We start from the raw sequence: 23,763 nt of genomic DNA, 5'->3' as shown, positions 1-23,763 counted from the left end.
TCCTAGGGCCGTCTGGTTAATAAGGAGAAGCAGAAATGGCCGGCGCAAAAGAGATACGTTCCAAGATCGGAAGTGTACAAAATACACAAAAGATCACTAAAGCGATGGAAATGGTCGCTGCGTCCAAAATGCGTAAAACGCAGGAACGCATGGCGGCCAGCCGTCCTTATGCAGAAACCATGCGCAGTGTGATTGGTCACCTAGCGTTAGGTAATCTGGAATATAAACATCCATATCTCGAAGAGCGTGAAGTTAAGCGTGTCGGGTATCTGGTTGTTTCAACAGACCGCGGTCTGTGTGGTGGCTTGAACATTAACCTGTTCAAAAAACTATTAGCAGATATGAAGTCATGGTCTGAGAAAAACGTTCAGGTTGATTTGGCTTTAATCGGTTCTAAAGCGGTATCATTCTTCGGTTCTGTGGGCGGCAATGTCGTGACTCAAGTTACCGGAATGGGGGATAACCCAACGCTTTCGGACTTGATTGGTCCAGTTAACACAATGCTACAAGCCTATGATGAAGGGCGTTTGGATAAACTGTATGTGGTGACGAATAAGTTCATCAATACAATGTCTCAGGAGCCAACTATTCTTCAATTGTTACCATTGCCTGCAAGCGATGATGAAACACTGAAGAAGAAGTCTTGGGATTACATTTACGAACCCGATCCTAAGGCGTTGCTGGATACCCTGCTACGTCGTTATATCGAGTCGCAGGTTTATCAGGGCGTCGTTGAAAACCTGGCTAGTGAGCAGGCCGCACGAATGGTAGCGATGAAAGCCGCTACTGATAATGGTGGAAACCTGATCAAAGAGTTGCAGTTGGTTTACAACAAAGCTCGTCAGGCCAGCATTACTCAGGAGCTTACCGAAATTGTTTCGGGTGCTTCCGCGGTTTAACAGCTAGGTTTACGAATTACGTAGAGGATTCAAGATGGCTACTGGAAAGATTATCCAGGTAATCGGCGCCGTTGTGGACGTCGAGTTCCCTCAAGATGACGTACCAAAAGTGTACGACGCTCTTGAGGTTGTTAACGGTAAAGAAAAACTGGTGCTGGAAGTTCAGCAACAGTTAGGCGGTGGTGTTGTCCGTTGTATCGCAATGGGTACATCAGATGGCCTGAGCCGTGGTTTAGAAGTTGTAAACTTAGAGCACCCAATTGAAGTACCAGTAGGTAAAGCAACTTTAGGACGTATCATGAACGTTCTGGGTCAACCTATTGATATGAAAGGTGATATCGGCGAAGAAGAGCGCTGGTCAATTCACCGTGCTGCACCTAGCTATGAAGAATTAGCTAACTCAACAGAACTGCTGGAAACCGGTATCAAAGTAATGGACTTAATCTGTCCATTCGCTAAAGGTGGTAAAGTTGGTCTGTTCGGCGGTGCGGGTGTTGGTAAAACAGTAAACATGATGGAACTGATCCGTAACATCGCGATTGAGCACTCAGGTTACTCAGTATTCGCAGGTGTTGGTGAGCGTACTCGTGAAGGGAACGACTTCTATCATGAAATGACCGACTCAAACGTTCTGGATAAAGTATCACTGGTTTATGGCCAGATGAATGAGCCACCAGGAAACCGTCTGCGCGTTGCGTTGACTGGTCTGACTATGGCTGAAAAATTCCGTGACGAAGGTCGTGACGTACTGCTGTTCGTTGACAACATCTATCGTTATACACTGGCAGGTACTGAAGTATCAGCACTGTTAGGTCGTATGCCTTCAGCGGTAGGTTATCAGCCAACGCTGGCGGAAGAGATGGGTGTTCTGCAAGAACGTATTACCTCAACTCAAACGGGTTCTATCACTTCCGTTCAAGCGGTTTACGTTCCTGCGGATGACTTAACTGACCCATCACCAGCAACTACCTTTGCTCACTTAGACGCAACAGTTGTTCTGAGCCGTCAAATCGCATCACTGGGTATTTACCCTGCGGTTGACCCTCTGGATTCTACTAGCCGTCAGCTTGACCCACTGGTTGTTGGTCAAGAGCACTATGATGTTGCTCGTGGCGTTCAGTCTATTCTGCAACGTTACCAAGAACTGAAAGATATCATTGCAATTCTGGGTATGGATGAACTGTCTGAAGAAGACAAACTGGTTGTTGCTCGTGCTCGTAAGATCCAGCGCTTCCTGTCTCAACCATTCTTCGTTGCTGAAGTATTTACCGGTTCACCAGGTAAGTTCGTTTCTCTGAAAGACACTATCCGTGGCTTCAGTGGGATCCTGAACGGTGATTACGACCACCTGCCAGAACAAGCGTTCTATATGGTTGGTACCATTGAAGAAGCTGTGGAAAAAGCGAAAAAGCTTTAATCCAGCTGACAGGAGGTTGATATGGTAGCTGCAATGACATACCACCTGACTGTAGTGAGTGCTGAAAAACAAATGTTTGAAGGCATGGTACAGAAAATTCAGGTGACAGGTAGTGAAGGTGAGCTGGGGATTTACCCGCAGCATACCCCGCTGCTGACTGCCATAAAACCGGGCATGGTACGTATTACCAAACAGTTTGGTGAAGAAGAGCTAATTTACCTCTCCGGCGGTATTTTAGAAGTACAACCAAATGGTGTTATCGTACTCGCTGATACAGCGATCCGTGGTAAAGATTTAGACGAAGCTCGTGCAGTGGAGTCTAAACGCAAAGCGGAAGAACACGTCCGTAAAGCTCACGGCGATGTTGATTATGCTCAGGCATCAGCAGAACTTGCAAAAGCAATAGCGAAACTTCGAGTCATCGAGTTAACTAAAAAGCTAATGTAATGATAGCGGTATAGTAAAAAAAGCCAGTTGGTTAAGTCTAACTGGCTTTTTTATTTGAGCGAAATATGTAGTAATTTATAAAGGAAATAGGTTTACTTTCATCCCTAAGTTGGAGTTTCAGGAAAAATGACTGTGCAAAGAAAAAGTGTCGTGATTTTAGCTGCCGGTAAAGGCACACGGATGTATTCAGAGCTACCTAAAGTTTTGCATTTGCTTGCAGGCAAACCAATGGTTCAGCATGTTATAGATACAGCAAAATCCATTGGTGCATCAGATATTCATCTGGTATACGGACATGGCGGTGATTTACTGAAAGAAAAACTAGGTGAGCAAAACCTCAATTGGGTATTGCAGGCCGAACAGCTCGGCACTGGCCATGCGATGCAACAAGCCGCGCCAAGCTTTCAAGACGATGAAAATATTGTCATGTTATATGGCGATGTACCATTAATTGCTAAAGATACCTTAGATCGCTTAATTGAAGTGAAGCCAGAAGGTGGTATTGGCTTGCTGACGGTTATTTTAGATAACCCAACAGGGTATGGCCGTATCATTCGTGAAAATAATGAAGTTGTCGGTATTATTGAGCAAAAAGATGCGACTGAAGAGCAACGTAAAATCCAAGAGATTAACACTGGGATCATGGTTGCCAGTGGTAAAGATTTCAAACGTTGGTTGGCACAGCTGAATAACGATAACGCACAAGGCGAATACTATATTACTGATATTATTGCATTAGCACATAAAGAAGGTAATAAAATTGCAACCGTTCATCCTAAACATTTAAGTGAGATGGAAGGGGTGAATAACCGCCTACAGCTGGCTGCATTAGAAAGAGTTTATCAGAAAGAACAAGCGGAAAAACTGTTATTAGCCGGTGTTATGTTGATTGACCCTGCTCGTTTTGACCTGCGCGGAAATCTAACTCATGGTCGCGATATTATTATTGATACTAACGTGATTATCGAAGGTAACGTTACATTAGGGAATAACGTACATATTCAATCTGGCTGTATTTTGAAAGATTGTGTAATCGGTGATAACTCAGTGATTAGCCCGTATTCAGTCATAGAAAACTCTGAATTATCAGCTGAATGTACGGTTGGTCCTTTTGCGCGTTTACGTCCAGGTGCTAAATTAGCAGCCAAAGCACACGTCGGTAATTTCGTCGAAATGAAAAATGCCTCTTTAGGTTTAGGTTCTAAAGCGGGTCATTTAAGTTACCTAGGCGATGCTCAAATCGGTGATAACGTTAATATTGGCGCAGGTACCATAACTTGTAATTATGATGGCGCCAATAAACATAAAACTGTTATTGGTGATGATGTATTTGTAGGTTCAGACACTCAATTAGTCGCTCCAGTTTCTGTAGCAAAAGGTGCAACAATTGGCGCGGGTACGACGGTAACTCGTGACGTGAATGAAGACGAACTCGTTGTCAGCCGTGTAAAGCAAATGCATATTAAAAACTGGCAACGTCCAGTTAAGAAAAAATAAGTAAATATTGAGGAGAGGTAGCGTTATCTCTCCTATGATAAAAAAGCTATTTAAATAGCAAAAATTAAAATAGCTACCCAAGGTAGCAATATAAAAATAATATCCCCATTTTCTACAAGGCTGGGGAGCAGTGAAAACTGTACAACAATTAGGTTGCGACAAATAAAGGTTTCTCAAGAAAGAAACCTTTTGTCTAGGAATCAAAAAAATATGTGTGGAATTGTAGGTGCTGTTGCACAACGTGATATTGCAGAAATTCTGTTAGAAGGTCTTCGTCGTCTTGAATATCGTGGTTATGACTCAGCGGGTATGGCTGTAGTTGATCACGAAGGTCATTTGCAACGCTTACGTGAAGTCGGCAAAGTGCAAATGTTAGCGGAAGAAGCGGAGAAAAACCCAGTATCGGGTGGAACGGGGATTGCACATACCCGTTGGGCGACTCATGGTATTCCAAGTGAACGTAATGCTCACCCACATACCTCTGGTTATATTGCCGTTGTTCATAACGGCATTATTGAAAACTATTTAGAACTGAAAGATGAACTGAAAAAACTCGGTTATGTCTTTAGTTCAGAAACAGACACTGAAGTGATTGCCCATCTTGTTCACCATGAACAACAAAAAGGTGGCTCGCTGGTGGAAGTGGTTCAACGTGTTATCCCACAATTACGCGGTGCTTACGGTACGGTAATTATGGATAGCCGTATTCCTGAATTATTAGTCGCTGCACGTTCTGGTAGCCCATTGGTTATTGGTTTAGGTGTCGGTGAAAACTTCTTAGCATCAGACCAATTAGCATTGTTGCCTGTGACTCGCCGCTTTATCTACCTTGAAGAAGGGGATGTTGCTGAAGTTACTCGTCGTACTGTTCGTATTTTTGATAAAAATGGTGAAGCTGTTGACCGTGAGCAAATTGAATCAAACGTTCAATATGATGCGGGCGATAAAGGCGTTTACCGTCATTACATGCAAAAAGAGATTTATGAACAGCCGATGGCGATTAAAAACACCCTTGAAGGGCGTTTTAGCAAAGACAATGGTATCGATTTAAGCGAATTAGGCCCTCGTGCGAGTGAAATTTTATCTCAAGTTGAACATATCCAAATCGTAGCTTGCGGAACATCTTACAATGCTGGCATGGTGGCGCGTTATTGGTTTGAGTCTTTGGCCGGTATTCCCTGTGATGTGGAAATTGCTTCTGAGTATCGTTATCGCAACCCTGCACACCGTAAAAACAGTTTAATGATAACACTGTCTCAATCAGGTGAAACCGCAGATACACTCGCAGCCCTGCGTTTATCTAAAGAATTAGGCTATTTGACCTCTTTAGCAGTGTGTAACGTTGCGGGCTCTTCACTGGTACGTGAATCTGAATTTGCCCTGATGACCAAAGCAGGGGCTGAAATTGGTGTGGCATCCACTAAAGCGTTTACTACTCAGCTAACTGTCTTACTGATGCTAGTGGCGTATATGGGTCGCTTGAAAGGCGCCAACCCTGAGCTCGAAGAAAACATTTCTCACGCTCTACATGCATTGCCTGCGCGTATTGAAAGCATGTTATCGCAAGATAAAGTTATCGAAGCATTGGCAGAAGATTTCTCAGATAAACACCATGCGTTGTTCTTAGGCCGCGGTGATCAGTTCCCTATTGCCGTTGAAGGAGCACTGAAATTAAAAGAGATTTCTTACATTCACGCAGAAGCGTATGCTGCTGGTGAGTTAAAGCATGGCCCATTAGCGTTAATTGATGCCGACATGCCTGTTATCATCGTTGCACCTAACAATGAACTGTTAGAAAAACTGAAATCAAACATCGAGGAAGTTCGTGCGCGTGGTGGTTTGCTGTATGTATTTGCTGACCAAGATGCGGGCTTTGAAGCCAGTGAAAATATGAAAATTGTTTCTCTGCCTCATGTTGAAGAGCTCATCGCACCAATTTTCTACACTGTTCCTCTGCAACTGTTGTCTTATCACGTTGCATTGATTAAAGGTACAGACGTAGACCAACCCCGTAACTTGGCGAAGTCGGTGACAGTTGAGTAATCAATAAATTGATTAATAAAGGGCTCATTATTTAACCGTAATGAGCCTTTTTGTTTTTTTGTCATAATATAATTTCTATTTTTTGTTTTTTTTAATATAACATAATAAAAAACAAGGAAATAAACATATGGAAATTATATTTATTGATATTATTGATAAGGAATATGAATTTGTATGCCAACTATATTGGCAGCTTGAAGAAAATGGCCGATTTTCATATTCAATGATTAAGATAGAAGAAAAAACACAATTAAAATCCAAAGAAATAAAAGCTATTGTGGCTAGAAGCTGCAAAGCTTATTGTTTAAAACTAAAATGTGTAGCATGTGGTGAAATGGAATTTTTACGAGATAGGAGCCATTTTTCACATTTAATTAATTTTGAACATATTTGTGTTGATTGTATTCGTATAGAGAATGAAAAAGAAAGGCAAGAAAAAATTGAATATATTGATAATCTATTCTTTTTAAAAAAAGAAAATGCTTTAAGTATCAATGATCTTTCTTTTGAAAATAGTGTTTTTTTACTTGCACTTATACGGTGTTGTGCTGATGAAAATCTAATGTATTTAGATAGCTTGGATAATCAAAGGTATAAAAAATTAACACCGAATTATAAGTTTGACCTGTTAATCATAGAACAGCTTTATACTGCAGGTGTGATTGCAGTAAGTTCAGTTACTAATTTAAAGTATATAAGTGTTAGTGAAGATTATATTTATTTTAATAATATATTTATGTGCTGGGAAGTTATTTTTAAAGAAACTAATAGTTTATCTACGATTATTGACCTACTAGAGCTAAAGTTAGCCAATATTTATTACTTACAAGAAAATAAAAAATCACTGATTGAGTTATGTAAGAAAAATAATCTATTTGAGTGTTTTTTTTATTTGAATTATGAAATGGATGAATATAATTTTACATCTTTTCAGATTGGTGAAAAAACAACAAAAAACATCACCTATTTATTAGAAAAATTATCTGTTGGGCAAGTTTTCTATATTATATCTAAAACGGTTACTGATGCTTTTTTATATCACCAAAAAAAATCGACTAAAATCAACAAAGGGCAAGCTGCGAACTCTGTTGTTGATGCAATGAAGCGAATGCATGAAAGGTATCTAGCTAATGGATGGTCTCCCTATACAAAATATCGGCCTCGTCATTGCCCTCAATCGGTACTTTGTCAGGTTTTATTTGTATTTATCTTGCAAACAGATGATGGCGGTATTCATAAATCGTTAAAACAAATTATAACTGACGATGATAAGGGGATTTTCTTGAATCATTAAAACTGATTTTATGTCTTTCCATAATGGTTTAGTCATTCATTTTCCTGCATTAGGGGCATTTTTCGTGCAAAAAATGACCCTATGTCGTGGAATAATATTGTTTGTAAGGATGTTATTTCACTTTTGGTAAAAGACCTTCTATTTCAGAGTAATAGAGAGGTTTTATTTCAGTAGCTCTAAGAGGTTTTCTGATAAATTTATTTTTATAAAGTTTACGTATTTCCAGTGTTTCTAATGAGGGATATCTTTTTAATTCTGTTGGTTGCGCTACGAGGTCAGCATCAATAACATATTTTTTTCCATTATTATCCATTTTAACATTACCATTAGAACTATAATCAAACATGATGCGTCCTCTTTGTTTAACAAAATCATAGGCACTATTACCTTTAATATCTTTTCCAGAAATATATTTCGTAATTAAAACATCTTTTCCCTCATTCAGAGTTATTGCTCTTGAAAAATTAGTATTTTTGTTTAATGCATTGAGTATAGAGGAGCAGCGATTTACATTACTGTGAGGATTGATTTCATAGGTATCATAAAAAGGAACTTTAATAACAAAATTTCCAACGCGGTAGGCTGTTCCATAAACCCCGTGGCCTAATGAATTGGTTACGTTGAGATATAAATCTGTAGGTTTTCTTTTTCCTATCGTATTTAATGGACCTTGATAAATATAACTTTTTTTATCTATTGCTATAAAATAGATATTTTCCTCTTTTATTCTTCTAACGAAAGAATCGATCGATTTGATATCTTCTAGTTTGGTTCTATTTACAGGCGTTATCGGTTCTTGTTTTTTATTTAAATGAGAGGTTTTTTTTTCTTTTGATGCAAGATAGGGAATGTTAACATTAAATTTATATTCGTTTTTATAACTAGGCTGATTAAAATTTAAATCGCCATCATTTTTTGATTTTACACTTTTTATATTATCTATAATGAAATTTTTATTCGTTTTTTGAGGTTGATAATAATAGTTATGACTTGGAATTGTAGTAGTAATTATTTTTCTCATGATAATCTCCATTTGGATATTTTATCCAATAATATTGGATTAGGAGATTATTTATTTAAAAAAATGATGCTATGAATGACTTTTTAATAAATTTTCCAAATCACTAAATATAGATTGCCATTCATTATCATCAATTTCCATGAATCCCATATAGCGCAGCATAAAAGCGCCTTCAGTGGCTAGAAAAACAATTCTGGCCTGTTTACCTTTTTCTGTTGAGGTGTCTAACTTAGCAAGCCGTTCACGATACCAAGTACGCGTACTTTCCAGGTATTCAGGGGTTTGTAATAAGGATGCCATTAAGGAAGCGCCTTTTGCCATTGCAACTTTATCGTGCTGGTGGGTAGCTTGCATATGAGCAAAAATTTGCCCTTCAGGAGAGTTATCTTGCAGCGTCACTTGATTAAAAATTTCATCGTAAGACTGGCCCCAACGCTCAAACATTGCATCAATTAAGGCATCTTTATTGCCAAAACAGTACTGAACACCGCCTTTGGAGATCCCCATCGCTTTGGCAACTGCATCGATAGTGAGAGCGGTAGCACCTTGTTGTAGAACAATATCTTCAGCGGCATCAAGTAATTTTTCTCTATCGATTGTTCGTTGACGTCCCATTTAGAAAAACCTCTTTTCAATACGTACGTATGGATTTATATTGTAGCACGATCAGCACAAAAATCATGATCAAATAAACTCATTGAGAGAATTTTATGTTAACCGATTATAAGCGCTGGATAGTGCTTCTATTAGTTTCAAGTGTACTGTTTCTTATCGTTATTGATGTCACTGTACTGTATACCGCGTTACCTAAATTAACCCATGATTTAGGCGCTACGTCATCTGAAAAACTGTGGATAATGAATGCTTACCCACTGGTGGTCGCTGGGTTATTACCTGCTGCAGGGATGCTAAGTGATAAAGTTGGTCACAAGCAAATGTTTTTATTGGGGCTACCGTTATTTGGTTTAGCCTCGTTGTGTGCTGCTTTTTCACCAACAGCAACAAGTTTGATTTTGTCTCGAGGTTTTTTAGCTGTTGGCGCAGCGTTAAGTATGCCTGCCACCCTTGCTATTGTCAGGCATGTTTTTTTAGATCCGAAAGAAAGGGCGTTAGCAATTGGAATATGGTCGGCAGTTGCTTCAGGTGGAGCGGCAATAGGCCCTTTGATCGGCGGTATCTTACTTAACCACTTTTGGTGGGGCTCTGTTTTTTTAATTAATGTCCCAGTGGTCTTATTGGTTATTCCGTTTGCGTGTTACTTGATCCCTAAGTGTGGTGGTAACAGCGACAAAAAAATCGACATTTTCGGTTCCATTTTAGTGTTAATTGGTTTAATTGGCGTTATTTATGCGTTGAAGGAGCTCGGAAAACCTTATACAGACTGGCCTGCTGTATGGGCTTCAGGCGTTATTGGTGTTTTCTTTTTGGTGGTATTTAGAAATCGACAAGTTAAATCAATATCCCCAATGATTGATTTTACGCTATTAAAGCATCCTAAATTCAATGCAGGGCTGATGATGGCTGTGTTATCTATCGTGGTTATCGTTGGTGTTGAATTATTGCTCAGCCAACGGCTGCAACTGGTTTTAGGTTATACTCCGTTTGAAGCGGCTTTATATATCATTCCAATTCCATTGGCTTCAGTGATAGCTGCACCATTGGCAGGTATGTACCTTCATAAATTTGGTGAGATAAAACTCACTGTTTTCGGGTTTACTTGTACGTTAATTGGTGTCGTTGGTTTAACGATGGTGTACCAAACTTCGACAGGTATTTTGTTACTTTCATTCCTCTTTCTTATTGGGTTTGGCCTGGGTGCGATATTCACGACGGCGTCAACGACAGTGATGTTAAATGCCCCTGATGAAAAAGCAGGAATGGCAGCATCAATTGAAGAAATTGCTTATGAAATTGGCAGTGTCTTAGGTGTAACCTTTATGGGGGGACTAATGAGTGCAATTTATACTTTGAAACTCTCATTACCTGAAGGCTTAACAGTCAGTGATAAAGTTTATGACAGTATTGATGAGGCCTTATTAGTTTCTGAGTCACTACCAGCAAATAATGCATCTGCGTTGATAAATCAGGCCAATATTGCCTTTGATAATGCTTTCTTAGGGGTGATGGTGGCAACTATTTTTGTCTTGCTGATCAGTATTATTGTTCTGCCCTATTTTTTACGCTCTAAAAAGGCATTAACGAACTAAACTAGGTGATTTGACCTCAAAAAGGGAGCTTTTGCTCCCTTGAGGTTGTTGACAAAGCGGGATAAAAGCGTGGTTTTTCCCGCTTTGTGTTATCAGCCGAAAATCAATAAATTGATTTTCCTAGTTTATTTTCAAAACCGATTAGACTTGCTGCTAAACATAATATGTTTGTCAGCAGTCTGAAGGGAGCTTTTGCTCCCTTATACTTTTTTATCTTATTTTGCGGATTAATACCGTTGCGAGTAATGGGCTAATTGCAAATAGGGCGAATAACCAGATTGAAGCTTGCTGTGCCCCCGCGATCCCCCCAGGGTTAATTAGCCCGCTATTATTGACGACGACTCCCACTAAGGCGGCAGATAGCGCGGTTGCATACAATTGAATGGTAATAATTGAAGATGATGCGAGATTTTCCTCACCCTCTGGCGCATTCTTAAAAACTCGTAGTACGAGATGAGGCCAACACACGCCAATTCCTAGACCAACCCCAGCCATGGCGATGAGATAAATAACGAACAATGGCCATGATTCGATAAGCTGTTGATTATGCGTTAGAACAGCAAGTACAATTAAAGAAATAAATATGATGAACGGGCCTGTTCGAATAATTCGGATAACAATAGCCCCCGTTTTATTGGCACTAAAGAGTGCCCCAATGGTCCAACCCGCTGCCATTATTGCAGTTAAATAACCGGCTGTGAGCGGAGAAAACAGATGGATGGTTTGTAAGAAATAAGGGACATAAATTTCGGTTGTCATGCCACCAACTAACAAACACATGGTTAAAAATATGACGCCAAGGGGATTCTTGAGTGAATAGGCTCCTGTTGGTAATAAACGTTTGTCATTTTTACCATCGAGTAAAGCAATAGTCAGCAGTATGGCTAGGCCAATTAACAAGCCAATTAGGTTCATGAATAAACTATCAGACAAACTTCCAATTGAGATAGCAAGAACGGATATCACTAACAGAGAAATCGCTAAGAATGGAATTTTACTGGTTTTTGGTGCTTGAGTTTGTTTTTTAGGGAGTTGATTGATGACAATGAGCGCTAGAAAAACCGCGACAGGAAGTAAAGCCCAAAACGCCCAACGCCAGTGGCCACTTTCAGCAAAAATACCACCAATTGCAGGGCCACAGAGTGTTGCTATTCCCCACATACCTGAAACAACACCCATGGCTCGAGACCATAAGTTTTCAGTAAAAACAATGCGAATTAATGCATAGCTAAGAGCAAATAAAATACCGCCACCAAGTCCTTGTAATGCCCTCCCGCCTAGTAATACCAACATTGATGGGGAAGCTGCGCACCAAATAGACCCTAAAGAAAATAGAATGAGCGCGAATAAATAAGAAAATTTAGGCCCAAAACTGTCTAATACTTTACTAGAAAGGGCAGAGCCGACAATAGATGTTGCCACAAATAAAGTGGTATTCCATGCGTAATATTCAAGGCCGCCAATATCGTTAACGACACTGGGCAATATGGTTGTTATGATATAAATATTGATAGCATGTAATGCTACTCCGCCAGTTAAGGCAATAGTGAGTAATGCGTTGGCGCCACTGAGTAAATCAGCCCACTTGGCTTGAGGTACGGTTGATGTTTCATTGCTCATAGAGAGACCCGCTAGACGGAATGGTGGAAAAAGAGGTATTATCCAAGTAACAGCTTGGATAATAGAGTCGCATAATGATTAATGCAAGTAATTACTTTGATAATCTAAATCTAACACAGGCCGTGGATAAGGTTCTTTTTTGTATCAAAACAAAAGGGCCTATTTCTACCGCAGTGATCGCAAATGATTTAAATATGACAGGGGAAGCAGCAAGGCAACACATTCAAAAACTGACGTCGTTGGGGTTAGTTGAGGGGGCGCAGTGCTTATCGCAAACAGGGGCTGGGCGCCCTCGGCAAAATTGGGTATTAACAGAGTTAGGGCATCAACGTTTTCCGGATACTCACGCGCAACTTGCTCTTCAATTGATTGATTCTGTTCGTACTATTTTTGGTGATGAAGGACTAGAGAAGCTGATTAGCCAAAGGGAAGCGGAAAGCCGAGAAAAATATTTTGCGCGTTGTAAAAATTTACCGTTAGCTGAGCGGCTTGAGGCGTTGGCTGAAGTGCGTAGCGAAGAAGGGTATATGGCGAAGGTTGAACAAGATGATGACAGTTGGTTGTTTATCGAAAACCATTGTCCAATTTGTGCCGCAGCCACTGCTTGCCAAAATTTTTGTCGTTCGGAATTGGCGTTGTTCAGTGATATTGTGGGTGATGACGCTAGCATTGAGCGTGAACAGTACTTATTAAATGGCGCAGGGCGTTGTGTCTATCGTGTAAAGGTTAATAACTAAATACCAAGACAGCTTGGTATTTAGTTTAGTAATAGTATTATCTCTCAATCATCAATGTTTCAGTTGACTCTATATGTGGCGCTAGCTCTTCGTTATCAAGCCATAACGGTTTCTTACCAAACTGCTGATATAACGAGAATTGGTCTTGGTAGTGAGGTGAAGGTTTTCCTTGCGGGGAAATAAAGCCACTTTGCCCTGGAGCAACAATGTCCCATGCATGCACTCCTTCTTCGGTAAACACGATTAGGTCGTTTTCAGTTCCCCGATTATGGTATTCATTTTGATGGAAATTTTCTTGAGGTAAGGCTTGTGGCACACCAAAGAAATTATTTTCACGGAAGGTTAATGCTGTGGCGGGTGTTTGCCAATTAGCTGGGTTATCACCGTATTTTACTCTCATTTTTTGGTAGGTCGCATTCAGTGCTTTTCTAATTACATCATTCCGCGATTGTCCTGAAAATAGATCGATAGGCTGGGGTATTGGCGATTTATCTTCTAAGAGAGACTCATACAGTAATTTTGCGCCTGTACTGATATTTAAAGACCCTGTAGGGCCTTCTTGTGTCGTTTCATAACCACTTGCTAGATACCATTTATCAAATGGTGCGGGGATCGTTTGGCTTAGAGTGGCTTTAAGCATTTCTTTTAACCAAATATCGAGGATTGCAGACCCTGGATGAACATAGTGTTTTCCATCACCTGATAACTGGTTTATACCATCCCACTGTTGGAGCAAGGAGACTAATTTGACGGTATTGTCATTTGACGGCAAACCTTGTGTCGCTTGAGCTAAAAATGGGGTAAATAAGCGATGATTGAGGTCGACACGGCTAGTTTGCTGTAAAATCGTCCACATATCATCAGCTGTTAACTTATCATAGGCCTCAATGCGGTTATCGATTTCTGTTACTCTATCTGCACTTCCCCATAAGAAGGCAAATAAGTCGCTAGCAGGATAATTTTTAGCTGGGGAGTTATTCCAGTTAGCGATGTAACCGGATTTGGGATTATAGACTTTAGGATTATTTGCAAAGGGCTGCATCCCTTTCCAGTCCCATTCTCCCGTGCCTGATACGGGTAAACGGGGGTCATGGTTAGTTTGGCGTTTAGGGTAGTGCCCGGTATGTACATAACCAATATTTCCGTTTTTATCCGCATAATACCAATTAATCGTCAGTGCTTGGTTTTGTGCTTGGTCTAGCCATTGCTGCCAGTTTTGCGCCTGCCCTTGTTTTACCCAAGCCATTAAGGATGTAAGCTCTTTGCCATCCCATGCGCGAGCTTTGCTGTATGCGGTGTGAGTGGTATTATCACGCTTGACTACATTACCATGCACAGTGCGGTATACTTCAAAAGTAATGGGTTTTTCACCTTTTACATTTAATGTCTCTTGGCGCGATAGCATTTGTTTCCACTGCCCTTGGTGGAAGTAGCTATTTGGATCTTCAGGTGAAATTTGTTCTGCAAAAATATCAACGCCGTCACCAAAACCCGCTGTAGAGCCCCAAGAAATTTGCCCATTATGACCGAATAAAATAGCGGGATAAGCAAACGGTGTATTTCCAACAATATTAAACCCGGCTCCATGTAACCCTATACCGTATGTATAGGCAGGGTTAAACCAACCAAACTGTGGGCCATTAAGTAAAATGGCTTTTGCGCCAGACGCTTTTGTTTTTCCAACAAGCCAAACATTACTGGTGGTTGGATACCCTGCTAGGCCATTAGCACCGCTTTGTTCATATTGTTTAGCGATTAACGCATTATTTTCCTGGGAAGAAAGCGCTATTAATTTTCCTGTTGCATCTTTTGCCGTGCGTTCAAACATGGGAGCAGTAAGTCGGTAATCACTAATTTGATTCAATTGCGCTATATTTTTTGTTTTTTGTGAATTTGAATAGGTGAATTCTTCTGATGAGATTGTTGTTGGTGCGTTGGGGTTATTAAGCCAATTAATTTGGTTAAAAAACGCCACTCCCATTTGTTCACCATACTTATCTTTAAGCGCAGTGAGTAATGCTAGGTTATCAATTTCACTATTCATATCGGAAAAGCGGTTTGCCATTGTACCGACCATTATCATCGCAACATCAAAACTCGTCCATTGGGATGGTAAAAAATCATAATCAATGAACTGTTTAGGCATTAAGTCATCCGGTTTAGCATTGATTTGTTTAATCCATGCATTCATGCCATCCGCATAACCCTGCAAAATATCTTGTTCTTTAGGGGATAATTGCGTGATTTGCTGGTGGATAGAATCAGGCCAATAGTTGTTTCTGATTTCTTTATCAAAAGAAATGTAATCTTTACCTAACACTTCGGAAACTGTTCCTTGGGTACTGCGTTTAGCCATTTCCATTTGGAATAATCGGTCTTGTGCCACAGCATAGCCATATCCATAGAAAAGGCTATAAGTATCATTCGCATAGATGTGAGGAACACCATAGTTATCTCGTTCAATTTTAATTTGAATTGACTGAGAAAATGATGAGAGTGGTAGTGAACTTAAACTTAAAACAATAGCGGTAGAGATGAGGTGTTTTTTCATTTATTGAGTCTCATGTTGTTATTATTTTTTTGAGACTAGCACTATTGTGTTGTTAATAAATGGTTAATTTATGGTTAATTGTTAATATGTGAATCACGATCACAGAAAAAGATACATAAATTTAAATAAATTACAAAAAATGTGTCATAACTGTATTGGATACTATTTTAAGGTGAGTGATTGCTGTTTTTTTTATGGTAATGATGACTTAGCCATGCATAGATAACTCCAGCAATAGCCCCAGCTATATGTGACTCTGTTGAGATGTATAAGTGAGTAGGTAATAAGCCGCTGGCCATTGTGCCAAAATAGAATAGCACTAATAACGCGATAGCTATATCAACCCAGTTTCGACGGAAAAAACCTTGGGCGATGAGTAAGCCCCATAACCCAAAAACCCAGCCACTGGCACCAATATGAACTGCATTTCGGCCAAATAACCAAACAGTTAAACCCCCAGCAACGATGATAAACAGTGATGCCAATACGTAAGCTTTTATGGTGCGATGCAGTAATAGCGTACTTAAGATGATAAATGGGGGTAAGTTACTGATTAAATGCTGCCAACTGCCATGGATAAATGGGGCAAAGAAGATACCTAATAACCCCCATTCAGTGCGAGGAATGAGACCAAATTGAATGAGTCCCCCCGCGGTTAAACTGTTAATTAGTTGAGCAATAATAAAAATTACAACAATACAGACTAATAGCTTAATGCGAGGATGCCCTTGTAAATAGTTCATTAGGGGTTACCAAGCGCTTGAACACTTTCGACTAATGAGGCCAATTGCCCCACAACGCGATCACCAATATCTGCATTATCACCGCCAAGAGCCTTATTACGCATAAAGTCTTTCTTAATTTGTTGCCAACGTGCTGCGTCTTTTTCTGTTAACGTGCCACGTAACTCTGCAAGTTTTAATAAGTTTTCTTCAGCGCCAGTCGTTAAAAGTTGCGCTTCTCCAAGGTAATGGTCATCCAGTACCCTTTCCAGTTCATCATCATTCATAACAGAAGAGACTTTTTCGCTGAGTTTATTCATATTACGGTAGCTACCTTGCAAGCGAAATGCAGGTTCTGTTCGGTATTTATCGGATTGCGCAGCACTGGCGATATAGTGTTGATTTACTTTCAATACAACATTCCGTAGTTTGATTAATTTACTGATTACTGAAGTAATTTCATTAATTTCCGCATCCGAATATGGGTAACTTAAGGTGTTGGTAGAGACAGATTTCCCCATTGATTTATCGACAAATAAGTACAGGTCGTTCAGGTCTCGTAATGCAAGAGGGGCTAATACTGGGTTTGATGTCAGGCTGTTTTCGATATAGCTCAGAGCAAATGCTTCATCCATACCCCCTAATACTTCACCAAGGTTATAAATATCGGCACGGTTTGCAAGCATGTCAGGAATTCGGAAAACTTCCCCTGACTCGGTATAGGGATTACCCGCCATCACGACACAGAATTTTTTACCCCGCATGTCATACGTTTTGGTTTTGCCTTTCCAAACGCCTTCAATGCGCCTTGTTCCATCACATAAGGATATAAATTTTTGCAAAAACTCAGGGTGGGTGTGCTGAATATCATCGATGTATAACATGACATTATTACCCATTTCTAAGGCTAGATTGAGTTTTTCTAACTCTTGTCTTGCTGTTGCATTAGGTGCTTGTTCAGGGTCAAGAGAGAGTACATCATGGCCAAGTGCAGGGCCATTGACCTTCATAAAAATGAGCCCTAAACGATCAGCGGCATATTCCATTAAGGTGGTTTTACCGTATCCGGGAGGTGAAATCATTAATAGCAGCCCCATGAGATCTGTGCGTTTACCTTCCCCTAAAGCGCCAATTTGTTTTGCCATATTATCGCCAATGATAGGTAAATAGACATCGTTTATCAGCTTGTTACGCACAAAAGAACTTAATGGTTTTGCTTTATATTCATGCAGTTTTAAACGGCTACGCTCTTCAGTAACAATCTGTTGGCGCAGGGATTGATATTGACGAAATTCAGGAATAAAACGTTTCCGTTGTCCGCGCATCCGACTGAAGTAGTTATCTAAGCTCAATGATAGAGTTTGGTTTTCAATAGTCGGGTGTTCACCAAGTAACCCGTTAACTTTAAAGTAAAGATCAACTTCACTAAAGCGTGCTGAAGCTACTTTATCTAAGATAATAATGGCAATAGCACCCGGTATGTATGGAACAAGATGAGCAAATTCAGGGGTCGAGCACAGCCCTTGTAACCAGTTTTGAACTAATGACCAGCGCTGGGCATAACGAGTCCCTAAGTTCTGTTGTGAGCGATTAAAATCAACCCACATATGGGCCTCTTCTAAGCGGCTTTGGAGTGCTAAAACTAACTCCCTCGCGTATTTGCTATAGACGAGTTCTATCGGGGTTCTTGCTAGTGCAAAGCTAAGGTATTCAGCAGCTTGAGTTTGCTCATAGGTTTGACATTGAATGGGGTTATCTTGCAAAAACAAGCTAACTCCAGCTTCAATTTCGGCTTGTAGGTCAAGTAATGCATTGTCATTATGGAATAACTGGTGAATATTCATGGCTGTTCTTGCTCGTTCAGGCCATAGTGCAGGAAAATCATCGTTTTGAACTTGCTGCCAATAAATAGCTGCGATAGCACGAGCTGTTGGGCTATACCGTAATAAATCTGCACCTTCACCGATTGGTATTAGTTTTTTCAGTAAAGCAACGGCATCGTGGTCATGAATACCTTTTTCATAACCTTCTTTATAGCGTGGATTTGCAAAATCACGGACAATTTTTTCAAGTTTTTCCGTTGATGCTAACGCGTTTTTTAGTACGCCAAAATCTAGTCCTTCTTGGCGTTTTGTTGCAGCATAGATAATTGAATAAGCAAGGTATTCAGCGCGGTAAACCGTATCAGATTCAGATTCTAATGAGGCGCTCCAATAGGGTTTGAGCTGTGATAGTCGTTCATTTTCTATTGGTTCTTGGAAATCTGTCCCTGTGAGATAAATCCATAGTTGTTCATTTTTCGGTAAAATGGTGAGGTCTAGCTCTTGGGTATTGACACTGAATCGGTGGCGCCCGAGTTTAATGACATTCCCACCATCTTCAAAAATATCTGTTTTATCGCGTAAAACTCGAATGGCTTGGTCCCGAGAGGATTTGAGTCGTGCATCAATATCATCAGCTTTAACGTTATCGTTAATTTCCCTTAATTTTTCAATGATTTCACGCGTTTTAATTGCGAGAGGGTCGGAAGCAAAGAAGGCATTGAGTTCATCTTGAGACTGTAAACGAGTTGTTCGTCGTTGCAGGCTGTCTAGTAGACGATCGGCTGCTGTGGCTAAATTTTGTGCACGTCGTTGGCGGTCATCAATAAGAACTTGTTTATGAGATTCAAAGGTTTCGAGTAATTCTTCCCGTTTAGATAAGATATCATCAAGAAATTCATCATGACTACTAAATTGGCTTTCGAGCTCTTCTAACTGAACGAGTAATCTTGATAGCTGATCATCACAACGTTCAGGGTCAGTGGCAAGAGACAGTGCATTGGTAATGCCTTGGCTAAACAGCCGGAATTGAGCACCAAATTGTGCGACAGTTTCCACACTGCTTTGTGATTTTCGTTTTTGTTGTAAGCGGGCTCGGGATTGGTTTAGTTGAGCATAGATTTGCGAAATAGCATCAATAATGTGAGTTTGTTGTGTGACATCATTGAAACTCAGTGAAGCCATTAGGTTTGAAAGCATATCTAAGTCAGCAGACATTTTTTCCATATCTTTCATGGGAATGTCTAACTGGGCACTGTTTTGGGCTTTTTCTATTTGTTCTTCGAAAACAGTTAACTGTGTTTTAAAGGGGTGTAAAGCTTTATCACTCGCAAGGAAAACAGCGGTTTCTTGTGAGACATATTGTTGATTTTTTTCTATTTCAGCTTCCATTTCGCTAAGCTTTTTTAAATCCATATAGCGAAATTCACGTAGTGAAATCAAGTGCCCGCGTTGAGCACTTAGGGCATTTAAGCCATCAACAAATTGTTGAATATCGGCCCAGCTTTCAGGCAACGTAAGTGAAATCAGTGATTTTTGGCGGTTAATGGCCTCATTCATTGATTTGGCAGATTGCTGCCGTATGCTTTCGACCTTTTCATATTCATCAAGAACCAGTTCACTGGTTTGGGTGATTTCTTTGAGTAATTTGCCAATACCAAGGCATTGCTCATCACCAAACCAGTAATAAATATCCAGTAAATTTTTTGCTTGTTGGCTGAGTTGTTCGTAGCGAGCGATAGAAATTTGGCTGCCTTCTATTTCTTTGGAAACATGTAATATTTCAGAAATACCACGAACTAAGTCTGCATTGCCTATACGTCCTAAAAAACCGCTACGAGTCGGCTGTTGATCGGCAAATTCTTCTGAGTAAAACGGGGTTTGCCAAACTTGCATAGGGTGAACGCGAGTCGCTTCTTCCCCTTCACCTTCAAATAGTACCATTTTTCCATCTTCAAGCATGGCGTAACCATGGCCAATGAGTGGAATTGAAAGTGTTCGTTCAATTAAATTATAATTGAATAGAGCTATGCGCCCTTGATTTGGTGAATAAAAAACATATAGAACATCTTCCCCATTCGGAGAGCGGCGCAAACGGCGAAAACGCATTCCATCCATAGGTTGTTCAAACGTTTTATAGTCACCATTTTGTAAGTAATAGCCGCCAGGAAAAATAATGCCGTGGTCTTCTGGTAACTGGACACAAGCTTGCCCGATGGCATCAATGCGTTGTACTGATTGAGATAGCGTGTTGTAAACTAAGTAACGCCAAGTTTCTTCCCGATAAGGTAATACTTTTAGGATAATTAAACTGCCGGTTTGTGCATATTCAATTTGCGCGTCGTCTAGTGATTGGTTTTTATCAAGAACCGCCTCTCGGTAAATCCCTAAACCGTCTTCAGTATTATTTTCACACTTTATGGTTAGATCACCGCCGATAGTTTCAATGAATACAGTGTCAAGAATATTGATGTGAGGGTATCGACCGTTAACAGTGTCTTCTCGTGTGGTTTTTTGCCATTCAAAGTCATAGGCTGGAGGGAGGGCAATATCGCGTTCACCCCGGTTATCAATATACTCAATTTTGCGCTTGTCGCTGGAGATTGACCAGCGAAAAACTCGCACGTCCGTGATGCGATCGCCAATTTGAAAACTAGCAAGAAGTTTGCCGTCCCGTTCAACAAGTTGCAGTAACTGTGTGTTCTTATAGTAGGTATAGAGTTCAGTGAAATCTTGAACAAAGCGATTATTGCTTAAGAAGGTATCTTCATAAGGGACAGCTTCAACATCAAATTCATCGTCGTTTTCAATTAACCGATATAGTGAAAACACATCTTCGAGGTGTGTCTCTTTTTTCAGGCCGAGGAAGACATTATAACCAAATAAAAGCCATTTACCTACGCGGACAATATCCCTTGCTTGGCAATTATTTTCAGTACGAATGCGAATGCGACCAATAATATCCATTTGGCTTTGGCCGAATTCATCTAACCGCATTTCATTGAGTTGTGCAGCTTTTTGATGAAGTTGTTGCCCTTGGTCGGTCAGGCGTTTGCGTAATATTTCATAAGCACCACCTTCTGCAACGGCACTATCGAGTATTTCTTGTTCGCGATCCGTATCCTGAATATCTGACATTGCGCAGCGAATTCCCTTAACTAAGACAATAAAAATGGAAAACAATGAGGGGTAGGTTCACTACCCCAATGTACCAAAGGTTTACAGTTGGTCATCCGTTGGTGGAATCGGTTTTGATATGACATTTTTTGCTGGCTGATTAGCCCCTTTAGCTGCCATAAAACCGTTTATAAGATCTTGAACTTCAGGATTTTTCAATAATGTGGCAATATCAACTTTTTTGTCTTCTTTGCTACGATTAATGAGTTTTTCTACATTTTCTTTTGCAAAGCTGCTTTTATCCATAAAACCATCAACGGCTTTGCCGAGGCTTAGTGCCTTAGAGAAAGTATTGAAGAAGCTGCCATCGCCACCCACAATTTCAATATTAGTTTTGCTAAGTGCTGCAGCCAATACATCAGCTTGCTCTCGGGCAATTTCTTTATTAGCGTCGATAGAGGCCATGGCTTGTTCGAACTCTTTCTCAAGGCGCATGCGGAACTCTTCGTGAGAACGAGCGGTATCACTGAGGTGATCCATTGATTTAAATTTGTCAGTTAAACCATCGGCTTCAGCTTTCAGGCGTTGGCGGATAACCTCTGCTTGTGCCGAACCTAATTGGCCTTCCCCTCGAGCTTGTGCTGCCAGTTTTTCTTCCAGTACTTTCGCATCAGCCAAGCCTAGTTTTTCTTTGGCATTTGCTTGTTGTTCTTCACCACGAGCTTGGGCGGCTAATTTCTCTTCAAGGATTTTTGCTTCAGCAAACCCTTGTTGTTGTTCTGCTTTGGCTTTGGCTTCCATTACTTGAGCTTCCGTTAAGCCTTTTTCTTTCAGCCCACGAGCTTCTGCTAACAGTTTCTCAGCCGTAATATTGGCAAGAACAAGCCCTTCTTTTTCTTCTGCCTCTGCGGTTGCTTGGCGAACTCGAGCTTCTGCTAAACCTAATGCCGCGTGTTCGGCTTCTACTCCTTCAGCTAAGCGTTTTTTGGCTTCGGCTTGTTTTGCCGATGCTTCTAACTCTGCTTGTGCCATGGTGCTTATTTCTTCTGCACGGTGCTTAGCGCTGGCCTCATCCGCTTCGGCTTTTTTCACTTGGCGAACTAATGATTCTTCGGCTTCTGCTTGTGCGTTAATCACGGTGACTTGGCGCATGCGTTCAGCTTCAGATATTTCACGAACTTCTTTGATTCGTTCTTCTTCTTGTGCCACGGTTTTTTCAACGGCTACACGTTCACGTATAACATTGGAGATATTTTTACGTTCTTCTTCGAGAGCTTTTTCTTTTTCTATACGCTGTAATTCAACTTCTCTTTCACGGGCAACAATTTCGAGCTCACGTGCGCGGCTCACTCGTTCTTCTTCGATGGCGACTGCACGAGTACGGTTTTGTTGGGCGACTTCAACTTCGCGCATGCGGTTTTCTTCACGAATTTCAATCTCTTGCTGAGTTTGGATACGAGCTTGTTCTGATTTTAGACGTTCTTCTTCTTGAACACGTAAAGTTTCAGCTTGTTCACGCGTACGAATATTATCAATTTCACGTTTTTGACGCGCTTCGGCATCGGCTTGTTGGCGCTCTAGGGCCAAACTTGCTTCGCGAGTTTCAACATTTTTCTTTTGAATAGCCAGCTCTTGGTCACGTTCTTTTTGGTTGGTTTCAATATTGTGAATCGCAGTGATTTCAGTAATTTTACGAATACCTTCGGAGTCAAAGATATTGTTTGGGTCTAACGCTGATTTTGGTGTTTGTTCTAGGTAATCAATCGCCACATCTTCAAGAGCATAGCCGTTAAGATCTTTTCCTATCACATCAACAATGCGATCACGGAAATCTTGTCGGTTTTCAAATAAGGTCGCTAAATCCAGTTGCTTACCTACTGTTTTTAAGGCTTCAGAGAATTTTGCGCTGAATAAAGCACTGACTGCTTGATGGTCTGATGCACGGTCAACACCGATAGCTTTCGCAACTTTTAGGACATCTTCCGTCGTTTCGTTTACACGCAAATAGAAAGCAACTGTGATATCAGCACGTAAGTTATCGTGGCAAATCAAGCCATCTTTACCTCGACGGTCAACTTCAAGTGTTAACAATGAAATGCGCATGAATTCTTTTTTGTAGATGACAGGGTAAACTAATGCCCCTGTAAAATGCACTTTAGGTTGTGATGACATGTCATTGACAATCAAAGCAGTACCTTGTGGAACTTTGATATAGAAGGCTTTGAATAACCCAAAGAACCCTAAAATAACTAGGATGATCCCCCCGATAATTGTTAAAAAGGGCATTAGTGCAGCCAAGTCCATATTGATTCTCCATTGGTTCTGACGATGACGTCATTTCGATTATGCAAGCAAGATATTTATTTTTAAA

15 protein-coding genes are annotated in these 23,763 nt (G+C 40.5%); 8 read left to right on the top strand and 7 right to left on the bottom strand.

Features of this window, described 5'->3' with window-relative positions; genetic code table 11:
- The first annotated feature begins 35 nt into the window (after positions 1 to 35).
- The 6 genes from atpG to P3L37_RS00110 all read left to right on the top strand — a co-directional run bounded on the left by atpG (position 36) and on the right by P3L37_RS00110 (position 7,597).
- On the top strand, positions 36 to 899 hold the full coding sequence (atpG, locus tag P3L37_RS00135) for a F0F1 ATP synthase subunit gamma (RefSeq protein WP_110731519.1): 864 nt from the start codon (positions 36 to 38) through the stop codon (positions 897 to 899).
- A 34-nt stretch (positions 900 to 933) separates the two neighbouring features.
- The gene (gene atpD, locus P3L37_RS00130) at positions 934 to 2,316 is read left to right on the top strand and encodes a F0F1 ATP synthase subunit beta (RefSeq protein ID WP_004906293.1); all 1,383 of its coding nucleotides are present in this window, start codon (positions 934 to 936) and stop codon (positions 2,314 to 2,316) included.
- Positions 2,317 to 2,337: 21 nt separating this feature from the next.
- Entirely contained in the window at positions 2,338 to 2,763 is a 426-nt protein-coding gene (locus P3L37_RS00125; protein ID WP_004906291.1) for a F0F1 ATP synthase subunit epsilon, read from the top strand.
- Between the two features lie 126 nt (positions 2,764 to 2,889).
- Positions 2,890 to 4,260: a bifunctional UDP-N-acetylglucosamine diphosphorylase/glucosamine-1-phosphate N-acetyltransferase GlmU gene (glmU, locus tag P3L37_RS00120; RefSeq protein ID WP_042851475.1), complete on the top strand. Its 1,371-nt coding sequence runs from the start codon at positions 2,890 to 2,892 to the stop codon at positions 4,258 to 4,260.
- A 210-nt stretch (positions 4,261 to 4,470) separates the two neighbouring features.
- On the top strand, positions 4,471 to 6,303 hold the full coding sequence (glmS, locus tag P3L37_RS00115; RefSeq protein ID WP_004906751.1) for a glutamine--fructose-6-phosphate transaminase (isomerizing): 1,833 nt from the start codon (positions 4,471 to 4,473) through the stop codon (positions 6,301 to 6,303).
- 127 nt (positions 6,304 to 6,430) lie between these two features.
- Complete coding sequence (locus P3L37_RS00110) at positions 6,431 to 7,597, top strand: hypothetical protein (RefSeq protein ID WP_272667501.1); 1,167 nt, start codon at positions 6,431 to 6,433, stop codon at positions 7,595 to 7,597.
- A 112-nt stretch (positions 7,598 to 7,709) separates the two neighbouring features.
- Here the strand turns inward: P3L37_RS00110 and P3L37_RS00105 are convergent, their stop codons facing one another.
- Complete coding sequence (locus tag P3L37_RS00105) at positions 7,710 to 8,618, bottom strand: hypothetical protein (protein ID WP_272667503.1); 909 nt, start codon at positions 8,616 to 8,618, stop codon at positions 7,710 to 7,712.
- Positions 8,619 to 8,687: 69 nt separating this feature from the next.
- Positions 8,688 to 9,233 carry a TetR/AcrR family transcriptional regulator gene (locus P3L37_RS00100; RefSeq protein ID WP_272667504.1) on the bottom strand — a complete coding sequence of 182 codons (546 nt, stop codon included), beginning with the start codon at positions 9,231 to 9,233 and terminating at the stop codon, positions 8,688 to 8,690.
- Between the two features lie 95 nt (positions 9,234 to 9,328).
- Between P3L37_RS00100 and P3L37_RS00095 the strand changes: the two genes are divergently transcribed.
- Positions 9,329 to 10,825, top strand: coding sequence for an MFS transporter (locus P3L37_RS00095; RefSeq protein ID WP_272667505.1), 1,497 nt, complete (start codon positions 9,329 to 9,331; stop codon positions 10,823 to 10,825).
- A 210-nt stretch (positions 10,826 to 11,035) separates the two neighbouring features.
- On the opposite strand, the gene P3L37_RS00090 is transcribed toward P3L37_RS00095, so the two are convergent.
- The gene (locus P3L37_RS00090; protein ID WP_272667506.1) at positions 11,036 to 12,445 is read right to left on the bottom strand and encodes an MFS transporter; all 1,410 of its coding nucleotides are present in this window, start codon (positions 12,443 to 12,445) and stop codon (positions 11,036 to 11,038) included.
- Positions 12,446 to 12,519: 74 nt separating this feature from the next.
- Between P3L37_RS00090 and P3L37_RS00085 the strand changes: the two genes are divergently transcribed.
- Positions 12,520 to 13,182: a helix-turn-helix transcriptional regulator gene (locus P3L37_RS00085; protein WP_117162963.1), complete on the top strand. Its 663-nt coding sequence runs from the start codon at positions 12,520 to 12,522 to the stop codon at positions 13,180 to 13,182.
- Between the two features lie 37 nt (positions 13,183 to 13,219).
- Here the strand turns inward: P3L37_RS00085 and P3L37_RS00080 are convergent, their stop codons facing one another.
- The 4 genes from P3L37_RS00080 to P3L37_RS00065 form a co-directional block, all read right to left on the bottom strand.
- Complete coding sequence (locus P3L37_RS00080) at positions 13,220 to 15,733, bottom strand: penicillin G acylase (protein WP_272667507.1); 2,514 nt, start codon at positions 15,731 to 15,733, stop codon at positions 13,220 to 13,222.
- 167 nt (positions 15,734 to 15,900) lie between these two features.
- The gene (locus P3L37_RS00075) at positions 15,901 to 16,476 is read right to left on the bottom strand and encodes a rhomboid family intramembrane serine protease (RefSeq protein WP_109912547.1); all 576 of its coding nucleotides are present in this window, start codon (positions 16,474 to 16,476) and stop codon (positions 15,901 to 15,903) included.
- Positions 16,476 to 21,413, bottom strand: coding sequence for a DNA repair ATPase (locus P3L37_RS00070; protein ID WP_272667508.1), 4,938 nt, complete (start codon positions 21,411 to 21,413; stop codon positions 16,476 to 16,478). Before P3L37_RS00070 ends, P3L37_RS00075 begins: the two co-directional genes overlap by 1 nt.
- A gap of 81 nt (positions 21,414 to 21,494) precedes the next feature.
- Positions 21,495 to 23,696, bottom strand: coding sequence for a hypothetical protein (locus P3L37_RS00065; protein ID WP_272667509.1), 2,202 nt, complete (start codon positions 23,694 to 23,696; stop codon positions 21,495 to 21,497).
- Positions 23,697 to 23,763 lie beyond the last annotated feature (67 nt).

It is taken from the genome of Providencia sp. PROV114, from assembly GCF_032704305.1.
Taxonomy (GTDB): Bacteria; Pseudomonadota; Gammaproteobacteria; order Enterobacterales; family Enterobacteriaceae; genus Providencia; species Providencia rettgeri.
The sequence above is the reverse complement of the archived record's forward strand: the minus strand, read 5'-3'. Positions and strand labels throughout refer to the sequence as shown.